This window comes from Thioflexithrix psekupsensis (assembly GCF_002149925.1).
GTDB classification, from domain to species: domain Bacteria; phylum Pseudomonadota; class Gammaproteobacteria; order Beggiatoales; family Beggiatoaceae; genus Thioflexithrix; species Thioflexithrix psekupsensis.
This window is the reverse complement of record NZ_MSLT01000001.1, coordinates 1-18,512: the sequence shown is the minus strand read 5'-3', so window position 1 is coordinate 18,512 and position 18,512 is coordinate 1. Positions and strand designations below refer to the sequence as shown.

Below are 18,512 nucleotides of genomic sequence, written 5' to 3'. Positions count from 1 at the left end.
TTTTAACGATTGATGATTGACTGAATTTACTCTGGTTGCATTATGCGTTTTTTTTCTCCCGTATCATTATGGTTTAATCACTTACAATCCCGTGAACAATGGATGTTGTTATTGGGGGGATTAAGTTTATTATTAATTTTTATTTACTTTTTTTTATGGGAGCCATTCGCGCAACATCGTCAGCAATTAATTCAGCATATTCATGCGCAAGAACAGGATTTACAATGGATGCGTCAAGCGGCATTGCAAATACAACAATTGCGGGTTCAACAAATTCCTCATTCTCCAACCATTGGCACTCATTTATTAACCACTATTGAAAATAGCATTCGCACGGGAGATTTAGCGCAGATTAATAAACGTATCGAGCCGCAAAATGAACAAACGGTGCGCATCAGTTTTGAGCAGGTCGAATTTACCCGTTTAATGCAATGGCTGGCTGTGTTGCACATTCAACATCATATTCAAGCACAAAGTATTACTCTTGAACGCGAAAATCAAGCCAATCAAGTGCGCGCCCGTCTGACTTTAACGCCTTTGTCAGCAGTACAACCATGACAAATCATGGCTTGAAATCGATCTGATTCGTACCCACTCTTTAAATAGCCACATGATTATTTTTTTATTTTAATGTGGTTTTAATGGCTTGTTAATTTGATCATTGATGGTGTATTAGGAGTGTTGATAATGTCTGTGAGTTTAAGTAAAGGTGGTAATGTTTCTTTAAGTAAAGAAGAACCAGGATTAGAAAAAGTATTAGTCGGTTTAGGCTGGAATGCACGCTCTACGGATGGGCAACCCTTTGATTTAGATGCCAGTGTTTTTATGCTTAACAGTGCGGGCAAAGTGCGTAATGACAGCGATTTTATTTTCTATAATAACTTAAAATCCAGCGATGGTTCCGTCGAACATACGGGCGACAATCGCACGGGAGATGCCCAAGGAGATGACGAAGTCATTAAGGTTAATTTAAGCGGTGTTCCTGCGGATGTGGATAAGCTGGCATTTACCGTCACGATTCACGAAGCTGAAGAACGTCGCCAAAATTTCGGCATGGTACAAAATGCGATCATTCGTGTCGTGAATGAAGCCACTAATCGAGAAATTACCCGTTTTGATTTATCCGAAGATATGAGCATCGAAACAGCTATGATTTTTGGTGAAATTTACCGTCATAATGGGGAGTGGAAATTCCGCGCTGTGGCACAAGGTTTTAAAGGTGGATTAGGCCCCTTAGCCAAAAATTATGGTGTGAATGTTTAGTCTTTATTCTTTTAAATGCACTTTATTTTAATATCAATAAAGTGCATTTTTTAACGGATTTTAACGGAGAAAAATAATGGCGATTAGTTTGCAAAAAGGGCAAAAAATTGATTTGTCCAAAGAAGCTCCCGGTTTAAGTCGAGTGATTATGGGCTTAGGTTGGGATGTGCGTAAGAAATCAGGCGGTTTATTTGGCTTATTTGGGGGAGGAGGACAAAATTTTGATTTAGATGCCAGCGTATTAATGCTCAATGAAGCGGGCAAAATAACCAGTAATAGTGATGTGATTTATTATGGAAATTTGAAAAGTAAAGAAGGCAGCGTACAACACACGGGCGACAATTTAACCGGTGAAGGCGCGGGCGATGATGAACAAATTATTGTCGATTTAAATGCGATTCCCGCTAATAAACATCGCTTGGTTTTTGTGGTCAATATTTATCAAGCCGTCGAAAGAAAACAAGATTTTGGACAGGTTGAGAATGCTTTTGTACGGATGATGGACGCAAAAAGCAATAAGGAAATTGCACGCTATGATTTAACCGATAATTATTCTGGAATGTATGCCTTAATAATGGCGGAAATCTATCGCCATAACGGCGTGTGGAAAATGGCCGCGATTGGCGAGGGCAGTAAGGCGGGTTCTTTAACGGATTTAATACGGCAATATACTTGAAATAGCAGAGCGTAAAAACGTCTATTTTCCGCCCACCAAACCATTCGCCAATTGATACAACACTTGCACCCCGGACGGTCCACTGCGCCCCGTCAAAGGCTGCACAATCGCGGCCAATTCTTCGCTGCGTTCGGGAGAAAGTGTCGTCGGCGCACGTTCAGCAAAAGCGATAATTGCCCGCTGCTCCGATAAAGACAAGGGAAACGCCAAAGCCTGCGGCTCAACCAAAGGTAAATTTGGCGCAGGCAATAACGCATTTTGATAAACCACAATTGTCCCCGCAGTCATATCCCCCATGCGCTTAAAATCTCGGTTTAATAACAGGGTCATTAAACCAAAACCGTAAAAAAAAGGTAAAAAATCCACAAAACGCAATAAATTACGCTGCATAGAAGACGACCAATCAATCGGCAATCCATTGTCGCATAAAACCTTAATGCCAAATCTCTTTTTACCCGGTGTTGCGCCGTCGTAATAAACTTCAAAAAAAACAGGGTAAAACCATTCTAAAACAAAGATTAAAATCAGCAGTAAACCAACACCAAAATCACCCAATTCCGACAATACCGTTCCCAAGCCAAGATATAAACCCAAGCGAATGAGAAAATCAATTATCCACGCCAATGCACGCACCATCGGCCCTGCCAAACGCAATTCTAATTCTACGCCTTCAGGAGTTTCGATATGACGCACGGTATCGAGTAATTCCACAGTTGGGATCATAATCGCCACAATTCAACTTGTTTAGGACAGGATTCACGCTCTAAAACACCTTTAACATCAATCACTAATGTCCGCCCACTTTCGCGTAACAAAGATTGTAACCATGTCCAACCGCGTTCTAAATAATAACGATGCGGTACGGCAAGTATGACGCAATGGGCTTTTTGTAAGCGTTCTTCAGTGTGTAACAAAATATCATGTTCTTGACGCGCTTGCTGCACATTCACCAGCGGATCATGCACTTGTACATTGACTCCGGCAGCCACTAAATGGCGCACAATATCCACTACTCGTGTATTTCTTAAATCAGACACGTTTTCCTTAAACGCCAAACCCAAAACCGTCACAATACTTTCTTCGGCTAAACACCCCAAACGGGCAAATTGTTGTAAAACTTGCTGTGCAACAAAAATACCCATATTTTCATTCAGCAGGCGAGCCGCCGGAATAATGGCTGGTTGATAACCGACTTGTTGGGCTTTATGCGCTAAATAATACGGATCAACACCAATACAATGCCCACCCACCAATCCCGGTGTAAAAGGTAAAAAATTCCATTTCGTCCGCGCCGCTGCCAGCACATCATGCGTATCCAGGCCTAAACGCGCAAAAATCATCGCTAATTCGTTAATTAACGCAATATTGACATCCCGCTGAATATTTTCAATCACTTTAGCTGCTTCTGCGACGCGAATACTCGGCGCACGATGCACGCCCGCGCTGATGACCGATCCGTATACAGCGGCAACAACGTCTAAGGTCGCGGCATCTTGCCCAGAAACCACTTTGACCACTTGAGTAAAACCGTGTTGGGTATCGCCCGGATTAATGCGTTCTGGAGAATACCCTACGGTGAAATCAACACCACATTGTAAACCTGATTGTCGTTCTAATACAGGCACACAACGCTCTTCTGTCGCGCCCGGATAAACCGTGGATTCATACACCACAATATCACCGGGTTTTAAATAATTTCCTAATGTTTTTGAAGCCTTTAATACGGGCGACAAATCGGGTTGTTTATCGGCATCCACTGGCGTGGGGACAGCAATAATATGGAAATCCGCTTGACGCAAATATTCGGGTTTATCGGTGAGTAATAAATTAGGATTTTTTAATTGACTGGAATCCGTTTCTCGCGTGACATCAATGCCTTCATTTAATTCAGCAATTCGTCGTGAATTCACATCAAAACCAATCACGCGCCCTTGGGCAGCAAATGCCACCGCCGCAGGCAATCCCACATATCCCAATCCAATCACAGAAACAGTACGAGTGTGCATGGTGATTTATTAACCTAAAGTGGATAGCCATTTCGCTACTTTTACGTTTCTATTAAAAAAATATTTTGCGATTTACGTAATAAATTCTCAAAATAAGTCAAATCGGGCAACCATGTGGATTCATTTGCGGTGAGTTTGACTCGAAAAATAACCCCTTGTTTTTGTTCTTCGGTGGGGTTGCTCAGGGTTTCTGGGGCAATATTGACCGTGCGCGGCACATCACTGGCGTGAAACGCATAAAAAGGCATGGTTTGTGGCGATTCTAATCCGTACAACACGACAGTTCGCGCACCTCTGCTGTCCATTTCAGCCGGCAAACCCAACAATTGGGGTAAATCCAACAACGGCACACGTTGACCGCGCCAACTGATCACCCCCGCCAACCATTCTGGCTGTGTTGTACTGACCGCTTGCGCGGCTTGCCATGGCGCGACCTCAGCCACCACCGCCGTTGGCATGAGCAAATTGCCACCGCCAATCGGTACCAGTAAACTTCGGACAAAAACCGCTTGATTTGCCATAAACACGTTTCCCCAGAAAAATTAAATTTATGAACAGTTATGCTATCATCATTGTCAGAGTGAAGCAACTTAGATAAAGTATATTGGTGCTGGACTTTAAAACCCATTAAGGTGACAATTTCATGATCATGGTGAAAAAAACAAATCATCTTTCTCTTCCCCCAAACCTAAAAATGCGGAAGGGTTGGCTTATTTTTGGTTTAATATTGTGCGCGATTGCGGCGTGGTTATCTTGGTTAGTATTAACGGTTGCTATTGAAGCCTTTAAAGTGAAGCGATGGACGCAAACCCCTGTTTTTATAACAGAAGTTGAATTGGAAACTCGACTAAGAAACAAAAACCTTGATCACAATTTAGTGGTGAGCTACCGTTATGTTTTTGATGGAAAACGTTATGAAAACTCCAGAGTCACGCTGCGTAATGCAGGCGCAAATTTAAGCACTTTTTATAAAAGAGTTTTTAATGAGTTAGAAACGCATCAATATGACGAAAAAGCCTTTCTTGCTTACGTCAATCCGCGTCAGCCCGAACAAGCTGTTTTATATTTTTATATTAAGAAATCGCATCTTTCTCTCTTGTTGATGGCGGCGATGACGCTGTGGACATTTGCTTATTGGAGTGTATTAAACGGCTTGCGTGCGCCCCTGCCCAGTGAAGCGAAGCTCATGATAATGTACCCACGTCAGCCCTGGAAGCATCGGCACGAATGGCAAACGCCCCTAATTAAGTCAGAACAAAAAACCACTCATTCTGGTTTTATGGCGATTGTTCTGCTGTGGAATACTTTTTCTGTGCCGTTATTTTTCTGGATTTGGGAAAAAATCGATGGAGACCCTATGCTTTTGTTGACATCACGGCATTTTGGAGATGTGGTGTTGTTGATTTTTCCGGTGATAGGGATTATTTTTTTTGGGGGGATTTTTACGTTCTTCTTTTCGGAATCATCGCTTTGGCGATGTCACTCTTGAGTTACAAACCTTTCCACTGCAACCCGATCAGCAAGCACAAGGTATTATACATGTGTCAAAAATGGCGGATCTCCCGCCGCTTTTGTTGCGTCTGGAATGCGTTGAGACCTACGTAGAAACAGTGAAGGAAGGTAAAAAAACCCATAGCATCACGCATAGAAATAAATTATGGGATCATGCTCAGTTAAGCGATCCACCATTGCACGACATGAAAAAGAAAACAACCCAGTTTTCTTTTACCATAGACCTGCCTGCGGACGTTCCGCCGACCAAAACCGCCTCTGTAGAATCAGGAAGTAGAACAGTTCTCTGGCAATTAACAGTGACATCTGAGGAAAACTCAATTTTTTATGCCCAGTTTGATGTTCCTGTTTTTCCAGTTTCTTAAAATAGAACGCTTAATTTTGTTTGAATCAGAATTGTCAGCATGAAAGAATTGACGAGTTCAAATATTAATTTTGAACATTCTGATTCAGACAAAAAGACATTGCGATGATCTTACACCTTTCCCAACTGCTCCCGTGTCAATGCTTGATTCAGTATACTATCGACAGTATCGGGATCAACGGGGTTATCTTCTTGATCGTAAAGCGGTTGTTCGTAGTCATTCCAACCGCGTAAACCCGTTTTTAAAGAGCAGACGTTTTGATAACCCATGAGTTGCATCACGTAAGCGGCGAGTACGCTGCGATTGCCTGAACGACAGATGACTACAATCTCCTGTTCTCTGGCTTTGACCAGAGACGGCACCGTTTCTTCATAACCATATTCACAAGCCGTTTCCAAAATCCCACGCGGCACATGCAGCGAATGGGCTATATGAAAGGCAGCAAATTCATTGCCTTCCCGCACGTCTAACAATAACGGTGGCGTAGTCGTTTTAAGGGCTTCAGCCAAATCCCACGGCATGATTTCCCGCACGTGAGGCAAACATTCGGCAATAAAATCTTTATAGCGTTTCATCATTCTTTTTTATCTCAACTGTCCAAATTACGGAATTGCCACCACACCCAATAAACGTTGTATAAATGCGTCGGGAGAAATGTTATCGGCTTCGGCTTCAAAAGACAGCAGCAAGCGATGACGTAAAACATCAGGAGCCATGCGTTGAATATGCTCTGGAGTCACGTAAGCGGATTGCTCTAACCATGCTAAAGCTTTAGCCGTGTAAATCAATGCAATACTGGCACGCGGCGACGCACCAAAACGATGCCATCGATCCAAATCCGCATCGTAGGCTTTTGGTTGGCGTGTGGCGCGGACGAGATCAATAATGTACTCTTTTAAGCGCGGATCAATGTAAACTTCTCGCACCGCTGCCCGTGCCTTGAATATATCGGCTTGTGTGAGACGTTCTAGCGAGGAGGACTCGTCAGGTTTGGGAACTTCTAATAAGTCAAGAATCGCTAATTCTTCACTACGACTGGGATAATCGACCAAAACATGCAATAAAAAACGATCCAATTGGGCTTCGGGTAAAGTGTAAGTGCCTTCGTGTTCGACGGGATTTTGTGTGGCCAATACCATGAACAAATTGGGTAAAGGATAAGTGCGTTGTCCGACAGTAATTTGTCGTTCAGCCATAGATTCCAACAAAGCAGATTGCACTTTAGGCGGGGCGCGATTGATTTCATCGGCCAGCAGAATATTGTGAAATAAAGGCCCCGGACAAAACTCAAACGCGCCTGTATTTTGTTGATAAATATCCGTGCCAACCAGATCGGCAGGTAATAAATCAGGTGTGAATTGGATACGATGAAAATTGCCTTCTATGCCACAGGCAAGACTTTTGATGGCGGTGGTTTTAGCCAGTCCGGGCATTCCTTCGACCAAGAGGTGTCCATCACTGAGTAAACACACCAACATGCTATCAATCAAATGTTGTTGTCCGACGATGTGGGTGGCGAGTTGTTGGCGAAGGGTCTCAAAAAGGCGTGCATCGACCATATAGTTTTACATCCTCTGCATGAAAAAATTAAAGCGGGTTAAATCTTTTGGGGAATGGGCATGGTGGAGATGATGAACAAGGCCTCAGTGCGAATACTGAGGCCTTGTTTTAAGGTGAGTGTGTATTAGCTAATGCTGGACAGAAGGGCTTGTGCGCGTTGTTTCTGTTCGGCGTTTCCTTCGGAAAGGATTTGTGACAGGATGTCGGCGGCTGCATCTCGATCATCAGAATCGATGTACATTTGTGCCAATTCAAATTGGCTGTCAATGTCTTGAGCAAAATCCTCTAAACCGTCCAACCCACCCCCTAAGCCATCCAGATCACCGTCTAAATCGGTGCTGTCGTCACTGCTAAATAGGCTATCCAGATCGTCAGAGCCACCTAATGCGGCATCATCGGCATCACCGGAAAGAAGGCTATCCATATCAAGTTCTGAGCTTTCTCCGAGTTCAATAGCGGCATCATCACCAAAATCACCTAAGTCGCTATCAAAACTGGCCATATCAGCCTCATCAGCCTCAAGCCCACCCAAACCGTCATCATCACCTAAATCCAAGCTGTCATCTGATGAACTGTCTGTAGCTGATAAAGGATCATCATCACCCAAATCCAAACCACCCAAACCGTCATCATCGCCTAAATCTAAGCTGTCATCTGATGAACTGTCTGTAGCCGATAAAGGATCATCATCTCCCAAATCCAAACCACCTAAACCGTCATCATCACCTAAATCCAAGCTATCATCTGATGAACTGTCTGTAGCCGATAAAGGATCATCATCTCCCAAATCCAAACCACCTAAACCGTCATCATCACCTAAATCCAAGCTATCATCTGATGAACTGTCCGTAGCCGATAAAGGATCATCATCTCCCAAATCCAAACCACCCAAACCGTCATCATCACCTAAATCCAAGCTGTCATCTGATGAACTGTCTGTAGCTGATAAAGGATCATCATCTCCCAAATCTAAACCACCCAGACCGTCATCATCACCTAAATCCAAGCTGTCATCTGATGAACTATCCGTAGCCGATAAAGGATCATCATCTCCCAAATCTAAACCACCCAAACCGTCATCATCACCTAAATCCAAGCTGTCATCTGATGAACTGTCTGTAGCCGATAAAGGATCATCATCTCCCAAATCTAAACCACCCAAACCGTCATCATCACCTAAATCCAAGCTGTCATCTGATGAACTGTCTGTAGCCGATAAAGGATCATCATCTCCCAAATCCAAACCACCCAAACCGTCATCATCACCTAAATCCAAGCTGTCATCTGATGAACTGTCCGTAGCCGATAAAGGATCATCATCTCCCAAATCTAAACCACCTAAACCATCATCATCACCTAAATCCAAGCTGTCATCTGATGAACTGTCTGTAGCCGATAAAGGATCATCACCGTCTAAATCTAAACCCAAACCATCATCATCACCTAAATCTAAACCGTGATCCGTATCAAGTTCAGTGGTGTCATGATCATCCAAATCCAAACCACCCAAACCATCATCATCGCCTAAATCTAAACCGTGATCCGTATCAAGTTCAGTGGTGTCATGATCATCCAAATCCAAACCACCCAAACCATCATCATCGCCTAAATCTAAACCGTGATCCGTATCAAGTTCAGTGGTGTCATGATCATCCAAATCTAAATCACCCAGATCAGCACCGGTGTCTAAACCTAAATCATCATCAGTGCCGCCAGCCATGACCTCGTCGCCCAAATCTAAGCCTAAATCGTCACCGCCTAAACCCAGATCGGTATCCATTCCCATATCCATACCGCTATCATCAATCGCAGCGGACGACTCATCATCACCGAACATCGAAGCCGCAGCCGCACCGGCTGCAAGGCCACCCGCCGCGGCCGCAGCCGCTGTGCCTAAACCAATTCCGCCACCACTATCTTTAGGTGAAAATAACGCCCGGCCAGTATCCATTTCTTGCCAGTAACTCTGAGCTTTTTCCCATTTTTCGCCCTGTCCAGAGACGGACGTGTGCAAAATACGGGCTTCGTTTTCAAAATCATCTTCCCGTTTCGCTGAAGCCAACACTTCCAACAATTTCAAGCGATAATCTTGATTATCTGGAGCATCGCTCAAGGCTTTGCGCAACAGAGATTCGGCTTCGCCATACTTCTCATAAACCAAATACAAGTCCACTTCGCCGAGCAATTCCTCATCTGTATCACCTGATTCTGCTTCACGCATTAACTGTGACAACTGCTCATCAAAATTATCTGCGGTTGCTGCATCGGAAGTTTGAGGAGAATCACCGCTGGCTTGTTCTTCCTCATCCAAGCGACGCATTGCTTCTTGGATTTCTTCCTCTTCTTGTTCGCGGCGACGTTTTCTCCACGCGGCAAACCCTAAGCCACCCAATAATAACGCCCCCAAACCACCGCCAACACTCATCCAACCACCCGGCACACTTTCTACCGTACTGTTGACCGTGTCAGTCACCCCTGCCAACAGGCTTGGTTCTTCTACAGTCACCGGCGGAGCGGGTGGCGGTAAATCGGCTGCTTCGTCAGGACCAGCAACAGTAGTAGGTTGTATGGCTGGATCAGTTTCAGCCACTGACTCATCCCCCGTTTCAGCAGCATCTGTCACATTGGTAGATTCTGCTGTTGTCTCTGTAGCCGTTTCAGGTGCGGAAGAATCTGGCGTGCTTGCGGCTTGTTCTGTAGTAGCCGTTTCAGGCGCGGAAGAATCTGGCGTGCTTGCGGCTTGTTCTGTAGTAGCCGTTTCGGGCGCGGAAGAATCTGACGTGCTTGCGGCTTGTTCTGTAGTAGCCGTTTCGGGCGCGGAAGAATCTGGCGTGCTTGCGGCTTGGGTTGCGTCTGTGGTTTCCCCTGTTAAAACCGCCAACTCTTCTTCCGTCAATCCCAACTGACTGGCATCAACCGTGTCTTCCGAAGAATCAACAACGGGCGTGGTAACAGGAGTTGTGGAAGTTTCTGGCGTGCTAGGAGTCGCTGCGGCCGTCGTCGTTTCCGTCACTGGAGGAGTCGCAGGCGCAGTTTCAGAAACGCCATTATCCGCAGCCACAACCGTAGGCGTTGGAGGAGTAACGGGCGTAGTGGCTACAGGCGCGCCATCTGATTCAGATAAGCGTTGTTGTAAACCTGCCAACTGATTATTCTGCACTTCGATCATTTTACGCAATTCATCTAATTGCCGTTTCATGCTGACAATTAAATCATCGGTTTTTTGCAATTGCGCTTTTAACGTCTCATTTTCACTGCGTAACGCAACATTTTCCGCTTCGATTTGGTCTAAGCGTTCTTGTACCTCTCCAGTAGTACCAGAACCAGCACCTGTACCGCCCGTACCAACGCGCAAACGGGCATCGTTGGCATCGGTACTGGTGGCCATGAGCATACCCGCACCACTCGTGGGCGCAGTCGGAGCCTGAGCCGCTAATTCATCACGTGACGCATTAGGCGTAGTGCGTACGGTACTGGCCGCGGCTAAACGACTCACCGTTGCCGTTTGGGGAATACGTAAAACTTGTCCCGTTTTCAGCAAATTCATGTTGCCGTTGATGAATGCTTGGGGATTTTGTTCAAAAATACTGACCATGTGCTGTTGCAAGGTGACACCGCTGGGTTTGGTGTCTCTGGCAATTCGGGACAAGGTGTCATTGCGATTGACGCGATACGTGCCATCGGCAGAGACGGCCGGACGAGGAGCTTGGGTTGTTTTACGGGGGGCGCGAGTGGCGGCCGCGGGAACAACCTCACGCAAAGGCGCAGGCGTGGGTTCGCTGCTCAACACCCGCACCGGCGCAGCCGCCACCGGAGGCGCAACCACAGACGGCGTTAAATTTTCCGCATACAAAGGCGGGTCTAACAGCACCGTATATTCCCGCAAAATACGACCACTCGGCCAATTCACTTCGACGAGAAAATTAAGAAAAGGTTCTCGTACGGGTTGAATGGTGTTGATGGTGATAACGGCTTCGTTTTTGCCGCGTTCTTGCACGCTGAATTTGAGATTCTGAAGCAGCGGAGAGCGATCTAAACCGGCGCGACGAAAGGCATCTGTATTGGCAAGGGTCACTCGAAGGTTGTTGACATCTCCAGTGGGAACGGCCAACACGTTGATATTGGCCTGTAAGGGTTCGTTCAGTTTTGATTTGACGTTAATATTGCTGAGTCCCAGCGCATACGCCTCTGCCACGAGGAAGGTACTCGCCAAAGCCCAAGCGGTTGCCAGTTTACGCATATCACTATTCTCCTAATTTTCACCGGGTGAGCGCGACAATTCCCGTCCGGGGCATCGGCAGTTTTTTTAGTAAGCTAAAGGGGTTTATTAAATTCATTGTCTTTTCCAGAGTCTAACTGCTTTTATTGATCGTATTTTCGACCGTCGCCTCGCGCATCTCTTCTGGTCAATAATCCCTTTGGAGATGCGCCACTTGACGGAAATCTGATTGAACGCTAGGTGGTTTACCTGTAGTCTTCAGAATCTACTTTATAAGGCATGACTAACTGCACATTATATATAGTCTTTTACCAAAATTTCTGCAATTTGTACACTATTTAATGCAGCCCCTTTGCGAATATTATCCGAAACCACCCAAAGATTAAGGCCGTTCGGGTGACTGAGGTCTTCTCGAATACGCCCAACAAACACGGGATCCGTGCCTGCAGCTTCTGTCACTGCGGTGGGATAGCCGCCGGGAGCGCGTTCATCCATGACCACCACACCGGGTGCTTTACTGAGTAATGCTCTGGCTTGTTCGGCGGTAATTTTTTCGCGGGTCTCAATATGCACCGCTTCGGAATGACCATAAAACACCGGAACCCGTACCGCAGTTGGATTCACTAAAATACGGTCATCGCCCATAATTTTTTGCGTTTCCCAGATCATTTTCATTTCTTCTTTGGTGTAGCCGTTGTCCATAAAGACATCAATGTGTGGCAACACGTTAAAAGCAATTTGTTTAGGATAAACGGTGGGTTCGATGGGCTTGGCGTTTAATAACGCGGCGGTTTGTCCGGCCAATTCTTCGATGGCTTCTTTACCGGTGCCAGAAACGGATTGATAAGTGGCCACGTTAATGCGCGTGATTCCTACGGCATCATAAATGGGTTTTAAGGCCACTAACATTTGTATAGTAGAACAATTGGGATTGGCGATAATGTGACGATTTTTATATTGCGCAATCGCCTGCGGATTCACTTCAGGAACGACTAAGGGAATATCTGCGTCTTGGCGAAATTGCGACGTATTATCAATCACCACACAACCCGCTTCTCCAGCTTTGGGCGCGTAAATTTTGGATACCGACGCACCGGGCGAAAATAAGCCAATTTGAACTTTACTAAAATCAAACGTGTCCAAATTTTCCACCACAATCGATTGCCCACGGAATTGTACCCGTTTGCCCGCGGAGCGTTCGCTAGCCAACGCATAAAGACGGCCCACAGGAAATTGTCGTTCTTCTAAAATCGACACCATCACTTGACCTACTGCGCCCGTGACTCCAACCACTGCCACATCAAATACTCGGCTCACCTTATTACTCCTGAAAAAAACAAAATCATAGACCCAAATTTTTTGTCAGAATCAGAATTTACAGCATTTCTGAATTTTCAAGTGACTCTTGCAAGTCGTTTATTTTCAGCAGATTTTTTATTCTTTAAATTCTGAAAATCCTAAAATTCTGTAAATTCTGATTCTGACAGCAAAAAACTATAACGCCGCCCGCAAAACAGCCACCACCGCATCGCCCATTTCTTGGGTGGATACTAAGGTTTGATCGCTGCCTTTGCTGAAAATATCCGCGGTGCGCAAACCATCTTTTAACACTTGTTTCACGGCTTGCTCTACTTTATCGGCTAATTCCATTTGTCCCAAACTGTAACGTAACATCATTGCTACAGATAAAAGGGTGGCTAATGGATTGGCGCGATTTTGTCCTGCAATATCGGGTGCAGAACCGTGAATCGGTTCATATAATCCTTTCCCGTGCGCATCTAAAGAAGCCGATGGCAACATGCCAATTGAACCCGTTAATTGTGAGGCTAAATCAGACAAAATATCACCAAACATATTCGTGGTCACCATGACATCGAATTGTTTTGGCCAACGTACCAATTGCATTGCCGCGTTATCCACATACATGTGGGTGAGCGAGACGTGCGGATAGTCTCGTGCCACTCGTGTGACCACTTCGCGCCATAATTCTGTTGATTCTAAAACATTGGCTTTATCCACAGAACACACGCGCCCTTGTCGTTTTTCGGCACTGCGAAAGGCCACGTGTGCAATGCGTTCAATTTCATGTTCGGCATAAACCAGCGTATTAAAACCTTCTCGCTCCCCATTGTCTAAAGTGCGAATGCCACGCGGTTTGCCAAAGTAAATGCCGCCCGTTAATTCCCGCACAATTAACAAATCTAAATCAGACACCACTTCAGGCTTTAATGTCGAGGCATTAGCCAATTCAGGATACAAGATAGCAGGACGTAAATTAGCAAATAATCCCAATTCGGCACGAATGGCTAATAATCCGCGTTCGGGACGAATATCGCGCTCTAAATTATCCCATTTGGGGCCGCCCACCGCACCGAGTAACACGGCATCAGCGCGTCGGGCTAAATTCAAGGTTTCTGCGGGCAACGGTACACCCGTCACATCAATCGCCGCGCCGCCAATTAAGCCGTCTACCAATTGAACATCTAAACCAAAAGACACTTGCAGCGTTTTTAACACATTCACCGCTTGCGCCACAATCTCAGGCCCGATTCCATCACCTGCCAAAATAGCCACTGTTTTTGTCATCGTTATTTTATCCTGTGCCGTGTGTTTTTTTTAAGAAAAGAGCCAAGGGGCTTGTTCGCGTCTTTTTGCCTCGTAAGCGCGAATATCATCGGCATATTGTAACGTTAAACCGATGTCATCTAAGCCGTTTAATAAGCAATGTTTGCGAAACGCATCCACGGCAAAATCAAAACACTGTCCGCTGGGAGTGCGCACCTGTTGCGCGGCTAAATCAATGGTTAATTGATAGCCTTCTTGCGCATAAACTTCATTAAATAATTGACTCACTGCCGTTTCTGCTAAAATAACGGGCAGAATGCCATTTTTAAAGCAGTTATTAAAGAAAATATCGGCATAACTGGGCGCAATAATCGCCCGAAATCCATAATCTAATAACGCCCAAGGCGCATGTTCTCGACTAGAACCACAACCAAAATTGCTGCGACTCAGTAAAATTTGTGCGGCTTGATAGCGGGCTTGATTTAACACAAAATCGGGATTAAGTGGACGTTGACTGCAATCTTGTCCGGGTTCACCGTGATCAAGATAACGCCATTCATCAAATAAATTCACACCAAAACCCGTGCGATGAATCGATTTTAAAAATTGTTTGGGAATAATGGCATCCGTATCGACATTCACGCGGTCAAGCGGTGCGACAAGAGCGGTTAAAGTAGTAAATGCTTGCATGAGATTCCGTTACTTATTACTTTGGGGAAACAACGGCCAATTATCAGTTATCATTGCCTAATGATCAATTTTTTTACTGCAAATGGATTGACCTCGCTTATTCGTCGCTTCTGTAGCGCATGAATTAGCGAGGTCAATAGGCGCGTCATCCGTCACACATTTACAACTGTTGCCAATAATTTTCAGGCATTTCTAAACACATTTTTAACGCCCCAATGCTGCCACAATATTCTGCATCTTGCACACAAGTGGCTTCGCCGCCGCCGTAGGCTTTCAAACTGTTTTCAATCGCAATATCAATGCCTTTGAGACGAGAACCGCCGCCTGCAATGATCACGTTATGGCGCAAACGCGCTTGAAAATCAGGATCAAAACTGCCCACTAAATTCTGCACGGCTTTGCTGATGGGATCGGTCAGTTGAAGACAACATTCACGCAAAATATCCGTAATTTCGTATTCTTTCGGAATCCCTTGTTCGGTCAAACTCACCACAATCGGATCGCTTTTTTCAGACACATAACCGTATTTTTCTTTAATACGGCGAAGAATTTGCGCGCTTAACTGCACATTGGGATATTTGGCCAACAAGGCTTGGCGTAAGGTGTCGTCTAAGAAATTGCCACCGATATTCAACGTTAATTGATCTTCGGCTTCGGGCATTGCGCCGTGCATTCGGCATAAATCCGTTGTCCCCGCGCCAATATCGACGATCAAACATTCGTCAAAACGATCTATGGAATAAGCCACGCTAAACGGTTCACTGACAATCAGCACTTTATTCACAATATTTTTACTGGCTTCAATAATCGCTTTTTTATTGTTAATACTGGCTTGTGCGGGAACACCGATGGCGGCATAGATTAAATCGCCTTTACGGTATTCGGGCAGTACCGTTTCAATCACATGTTTTAACACCAAATGCGTGGCTTCTAAGGCTTTGGGATTGTCAGAAATTACGCCTTGAGATAAAGGCCAAATTAAGTCCAACGCCAAGCGATTTTCTAAAGCTTCATCGCCCAGTAAATAAGGTTTATTAAAGCGTTTTTGCGCGATTACATCTTTGGGATAACCCACACAAGTCCGACTGGTAAAGCGTTTACCGGTCGAAGTGGTAATTGATGTGCGACTCGTTCCCAAATCAATACCCACATGAAAAGTATTAGGCATCATTTTATCCTGTTAATTAAAATGTTTTCTCAAATTAAGATTGTCTTCCACTAAACGTTTCAACATCGCCAATTTAGAAGGACTGGTTGTAGTTTTTGTGTCGGATGAGAAATGGACAGAAGGCTCTGAGTGGGGGGTTGTGGCTGGGGGGACGCTCACAACCGTCACCGCAGGAGGCGTTAATAACGTTTGCACTTGTTCTTTTAATGCTTCAACTTGTTGTGCAAGAGCGTGTTGTTGGGTGGTGAGGCGGGTGTTTTCTTCTTTAGCAAGATGATGTGATTTATAAAACCTTTATTTTGTCAGAATCAGAATTTACAGAATTAAATAATTTTCAAAATTTATTCTTGCAAGTCATTTATTTTAAACAGATTTTTTATTCTTTAATTCTGAAAATCCTAAAATTCTGTAAATTCTGATTCTGACAGAAAAATTTTATGAATGACTTAATTTTGGTATTGTTCTTGCTGTGCCAATTGGCGAATGGCTTTTTTCGATTGCCACAATTGCCACACCAATACACCACCAATCACCACCAACGACGCAGGCATTAACGCGCCACCTAACCACTTTGCCCCAGCGATATGGGTTAAATTGGGTTCAAGCATTTTTTATTCCTCTCTGCTGTGGAAAATAACCGCCGTTTATTCTAAGTAGGCATTCTAAGCAATGAGTGCTTGGGAAACAACCCAACAAGAAGAGAAAAAAAGTAAGTAATAGATTAAAACCGCATCCCAAAACCCGCATAGGCCGCTCGGCCTGATTTGGCTGGTACGGATGAAAATCAAACTGAAAAAGCCCGACTGGGTGGTCGGGCTTTGAGTGATAAGTTAGGGCGAGTGTTTCTTTTCAATTTCGGAACGAAAATAATACCCTAAAATTAAGCCTAGTGGTCCAGAAAATACCCCTGAAATTGTTAGAATTAACTCTTTTGCTTCAGCAGCTTTTCCTTCTAATGTCATAAACAAACTAATGGTTGCTAGAACTACGGAGCCAAACACAAAAACTGAAAACATGAGCATAAAAATTAAAGCAATTAACCCTCTAACATTAGACTCATCCCTAATGACGGTTAATAATCCTACTTGTGATTTTCTAGGCATATGCAATACTAAAAGTTTAGTTCTTATTTTAATGGTATAACAACTCTTTTTGTTCCAACTTGAAGAAAAACATTTTTTGCATTCTCGTCTTCTTTATAAACTGTATAAAGTAGGCTAACTGCTTTTATAACAACATCTTCCCTGGAGTCACCGAAAATTGTAACCATCTCATCAATTACAGCGACTTCATCTGGAGTAAATGTCATTGTCAGTGATCTATTTCCTCCTCCGGTAAGAGGCTGAATTCTACTTTGGTTTTCGTCCTTAGACATGAGTAATTTTTATTTGGTATTTAACGAAATTTTGCCCTAACGACCAAGCTCTCACCAGCGACAGTGGAGCGCAGCGGAATTGCGGTCTGGTGCAGTGCCTTGTTATGTGTTTTTCAACGCATTTGCCACGCTTACTGCAACATGATAGGCAACAGGAGGGGAAACTGAGTTGCCAATTTGACCAAGAACTTGATACACCGCCCCTGCAAATTTCCATGACTCTGGAAATCCTTGAATTAACCCGACATCTTGAACTGACAGTCTAAAGTGCTTATTTTTAGCGGGAAAGGCTGATGCCTTTTCTCTACTCGACTGAATTCCATTAGGCCATATTTGCATATCTCCCCAAGATTTTTGACCCGCTGTGCTATTTAAAATAGATGTTGTATTTCTTTTTCCTGTGAAGGCACTTCTGATAGTCGGGGCTAAATTATCAAACCCGATGCTGTGTAGCCCCAGACAATCCCTAACCCCTTTTGTTTTTTCAAGTCCCGTATCAAATAACAAACAATTAGGGTAAGAATCATTTTTTCCTAAATGATCCCAAGTATGCGTGGGGGAGGGAGGGGTAAATTTATTCAATCGTGGTTTATTTCTAAAGCCAACAAAGAAAACTCTTTCTCTAATCTGTGGAACCCCATAATCAGCGGTGTGCATCTTAAATGTAGTTATTGAATAATCTGTCAACTCGTTCAATATATACTTTTTTACAAAGTCATTAAACTTTGGATTAAGTATTCCCAGTACATTTTCTGCTATGAAAACGCGAGGTTTCATCGCATTAACCGCTCTACTGAACTCTCCCCACATGTTTCTTTCATCATCTGCACCTTTTCGTGATCCTGCTACTGAAAACGGTTGGCACGGTGGCCCACCATGAACAATATCTACTTTGTCTTTGTAAATATTCCAATTCACTTTTCTCACATCACCTTCGTCTGGGCCACAATATATATTTGTAGATTCAAGATTGGTAGTTAATGTATCTTTACATATCAGTATAAGTTCATAAGAGGCTATGTGTTGGTAGCCTGCTCTAAGAAAGCCTAAATCTAAACCACCGCCACCACTAAACAGACTGATTGCCGTTAAACCATTGGATTCTAATTGAGG

Annotated in this window: 19 protein-coding genes; 5 read left to right on the top strand and 14 right to left on the bottom strand. The window is 44.3% G+C overall.

Annotated elements, in window-relative coordinates; genetic code table 11:
- Positions 1-42: 42 nt before the first annotated feature.
- From gspM to TPSD3_RS00080, 3 genes are all read left to right on the top strand, one after another.
- Entirely contained in the window at positions 43-558 is a 516-nt protein-coding gene (gspM, locus tag TPSD3_RS00090; RefSeq protein WP_086486564.1) for a type II secretion system protein GspM, read from the top strand.
- A gap of 129 nt (positions 559-687) precedes the next feature.
- Entirely contained in the window at positions 688-1,263 is a 576-nt protein-coding gene (locus TPSD3_RS00085; RefSeq protein WP_086486563.1) for a TerD family protein, read from the top strand.
- 76 nt (positions 1,264-1,339) lie between these two features.
- A complete protein-coding gene (locus tag TPSD3_RS00080) occupies positions 1,340-1,939 on the top strand; it encodes a TerD family protein (protein WP_086486562.1) in 600 nt (199 codons plus the stop codon).
- A gap of 21 nt (positions 1,940-1,960) precedes the next feature.
- Here the strand turns inward: TPSD3_RS00080 and TPSD3_RS00075 are convergent, their stop codons facing one another.
- The 3 genes from TPSD3_RS00075 to TPSD3_RS00065 are packed head-to-tail and all read right to left on the bottom strand — an operon-like array spanning position 1,961 to position 4,466.
- Positions 1,961-2,662: an RDD family protein gene (locus tag TPSD3_RS00075; RefSeq protein WP_086486561.1), complete on the bottom strand. Its 702-nt coding sequence runs from the start codon at positions 2,660-2,662 to the stop codon at positions 1,961-1,963.
- A complete protein-coding gene (locus TPSD3_RS00070; RefSeq protein WP_086486560.1) occupies positions 2,659-3,945 on the bottom strand; it encodes a nucleotide sugar dehydrogenase in 1,287 nt (428 codons plus the stop codon). Before TPSD3_RS00070 ends, TPSD3_RS00075 begins: the two co-directional genes overlap by 4 nt.
- A gap of 41 nt (positions 3,946-3,986) precedes the next feature.
- Positions 3,987-4,466 (bottom strand): chemotaxis protein CheW, encoded by a 480-nt coding sequence (locus TPSD3_RS00065; protein WP_086486559.1) that lies wholly within the window; start codon positions 4,464-4,466, stop codon positions 3,987-3,989.
- 122 nt (positions 4,467-4,588) lie between these two features.
- Here TPSD3_RS00065 and TPSD3_RS00060 point away from each other — a divergent pair, with 122 nt between their 5' ends.
- A complete protein-coding gene (locus TPSD3_RS00060; RefSeq protein ID WP_086486558.1) occupies positions 4,589-5,434 on the top strand; it encodes a DUF3592 domain-containing protein in 846 nt (281 codons plus the stop codon).
- The gene (locus tag TPSD3_RS00055; RefSeq protein ID WP_140048441.1) at positions 5,376-5,822 is read left to right on the top strand and encodes a hypothetical protein; all 447 of its coding nucleotides are present in this window, start codon (positions 5,376-5,378) and stop codon (positions 5,820-5,822) included. The genes TPSD3_RS00060 and TPSD3_RS00055 overlap by 59 nt, the downstream gene beginning before the upstream one ends.
- A 110-nt stretch (positions 5,823-5,932) precedes the next feature.
- Here the strand turns inward: TPSD3_RS00055 and TPSD3_RS00050 are convergent, their stop codons facing one another.
- The 11 genes from TPSD3_RS00050 to TPSD3_RS00005 all read right to left on the bottom strand — a co-directional run.
- Positions 5,933-6,400, bottom strand: coding sequence for a rhodanese-like domain-containing protein (locus TPSD3_RS00050; RefSeq protein WP_245391493.1), 468 nt, complete (start codon positions 6,398-6,400; stop codon positions 5,933-5,935).
- A 24-nt stretch (positions 6,401-6,424) separates the two neighbouring features.
- Positions 6,425-7,381 (bottom strand): AAA family ATPase, encoded by a 957-nt coding sequence (locus TPSD3_RS00045; RefSeq protein ID WP_086486556.1) that lies wholly within the window; start codon positions 7,379-7,381, stop codon positions 6,425-6,427.
- 125 nt (positions 7,382-7,506) lie between these two features.
- Positions 7,507-11,622, bottom strand: coding sequence for a FimV/HubP family polar landmark protein (locus TPSD3_RS00040; RefSeq protein ID WP_086486555.1), 4,116 nt, complete (start codon positions 11,620-11,622; stop codon positions 7,507-7,509).
- 273 nt (positions 11,623-11,895) lie between these two features.
- Positions 11,896-12,918, bottom strand: a complete 1,023-nt coding sequence (locus TPSD3_RS00035) for an aspartate-semialdehyde dehydrogenase (RefSeq protein WP_086486554.1) — start codon at positions 12,916-12,918, stop codon at positions 11,896-11,898.
- Positions 12,919-13,095: 177 nt separating this feature from the next.
- Complete coding sequence (gene leuB / locus TPSD3_RS00030) at positions 13,096-14,187, bottom strand: 3-isopropylmalate dehydrogenase (RefSeq protein ID WP_086486553.1); 1,092 nt, start codon at positions 14,185-14,187, stop codon at positions 13,096-13,098.
- A 30-nt stretch (positions 14,188-14,217) separates the two neighbouring features.
- Positions 14,218-14,856 carry a 3-isopropylmalate dehydratase small subunit gene (gene leuD / locus TPSD3_RS00025; protein WP_086486552.1) on the bottom strand — a complete coding sequence of 213 codons (639 nt, stop codon included), beginning with the start codon at positions 14,854-14,856 and terminating at the stop codon, positions 14,218-14,220.
- Positions 14,857-15,016: 160 nt separating this feature from the next.
- Positions 15,017-16,027, bottom strand: coding sequence for a rod shape-determining protein (locus TPSD3_RS00020; protein WP_086486551.1), 1,011 nt, complete (start codon positions 16,025-16,027; stop codon positions 15,017-15,019).
- Positions 16,028-16,470: 443 nt separating this feature from the next.
- A complete protein-coding gene (locus TPSD3_RS17190) occupies positions 16,471-16,632 on the bottom strand; it encodes a heme exporter protein CcmD (RefSeq protein WP_140048440.1) in 162 nt (53 codons plus the stop codon).
- Between the two features lie 222 nt (positions 16,633-16,854).
- Positions 16,855-17,127 (bottom strand): hypothetical protein, encoded by a 273-nt coding sequence (locus TPSD3_RS00015; protein ID WP_140048439.1) that lies wholly within the window; start codon positions 17,125-17,127, stop codon positions 16,855-16,857.
- A gap of 23 nt (positions 17,128-17,150) precedes the next feature.
- The gene (locus TPSD3_RS00010) at positions 17,151-17,399 is read right to left on the bottom strand and encodes a hypothetical protein (protein ID WP_140048438.1); all 249 of its coding nucleotides are present in this window, start codon (positions 17,397-17,399) and stop codon (positions 17,151-17,153) included.
- 102 nt (positions 17,400-17,501) lie between these two features.
- Positions 17,502-18,512 (bottom strand): DNA cytosine methyltransferase (locus TPSD3_RS00005; RefSeq protein WP_140048437.1); only part of this gene is annotated, 1,011 nt, incomplete at its 5' end.

Coding starts and splice junctions, on each gene's coding strand:
- gspM (WP_086486564.1), top strand. CDS start 43: ATGCGTTTTTTTTCTCCCGTATCATTATGGTTTAATCACTTACAATCC.
- TPSD3_RS00085 (WP_086486563.1), top strand. CDS start 688: ATGTCTGTGAGTTTAAGTAAAGGTGGTAATGTTTCTTTAAGTAAAGAA.
- TPSD3_RS00080 (WP_086486562.1), top strand. CDS start 1,340: ATGGCGATTAGTTTGCAAAAAGGGCAAAAAATTGATTTGTCCAAAGAA.
- TPSD3_RS00075 (WP_086486561.1), bottom strand. CDS start 2,662: ATGATCCCAACTGTGGAATTACTCGATACCGTGCGTCATATCGAAACT.
- TPSD3_RS00070 (WP_086486560.1), bottom strand. CDS start 3,945: ATGCACACTCGTACTGTTTCTGTGATTGGATTGGGATATGTGGGATTG.
- TPSD3_RS00065 (WP_086486559.1), bottom strand. CDS start 4,466: ATGGCAAATCAAGCGGTTTTTGTCCGAAGTTTACTGGTACCGATTGGC.
- TPSD3_RS00060 (WP_086486558.1), top strand. CDS start 4,589: ATGATCATGGTGAAAAAAACAAATCATCTTTCTCTTCCCCCAAACCTA.
- TPSD3_RS00050 (WP_245391493.1), bottom strand. CDS start 6,400: ATGATGAAACGCTATAAAGATTTTATTGCCGAATGTTTGCCTCACGTG.
- TPSD3_RS00045 (WP_086486556.1), bottom strand. CDS start 7,381: ATGGTCGATGCACGCCTTTTTGAGACCCTTCGCCAACAACTCGCCACC.
- TPSD3_RS00040 (WP_086486555.1), bottom strand. CDS start 11,622: ATGCGTAAACTGGCAACCGCTTGGGCTTTGGCGAGTACCTTCCTCGTG.
- leuB (WP_086486553.1), bottom strand. CDS start 14,187: ATGACAAAAACAGTGGCTATTTTGGCAGGTGATGGAATCGGGCCTGAG.
- leuD (WP_086486552.1), bottom strand. CDS start 14,856: ATGCAAGCATTTACTACTTTAACCGCTCTTGTCGCACCGCTTGACCGC.
- TPSD3_RS00020 (WP_086486551.1), bottom strand. CDS start 16,027: ATGATGCCTAATACTTTTCATGTGGGTATTGATTTGGGAACGAGTCGC.
- TPSD3_RS17190 (WP_140048440.1), bottom strand. CDS start 16,632: ATGCTTGAACCCAATTTAACCCATATCGCTGGGGCAAAGTGGTTAGGT.
- TPSD3_RS00015 (WP_140048439.1), bottom strand. CDS start 17,127: ATGCCTAGAAAATCACAAGTAGGATTATTAACCGTCATTAGGGATGAG.
- TPSD3_RS00010 (WP_140048438.1), bottom strand. CDS start 17,399: ATGTCTAAGGACGAAAACCAAAGTAGAATTCAGCCTCTTACCGGAGGA.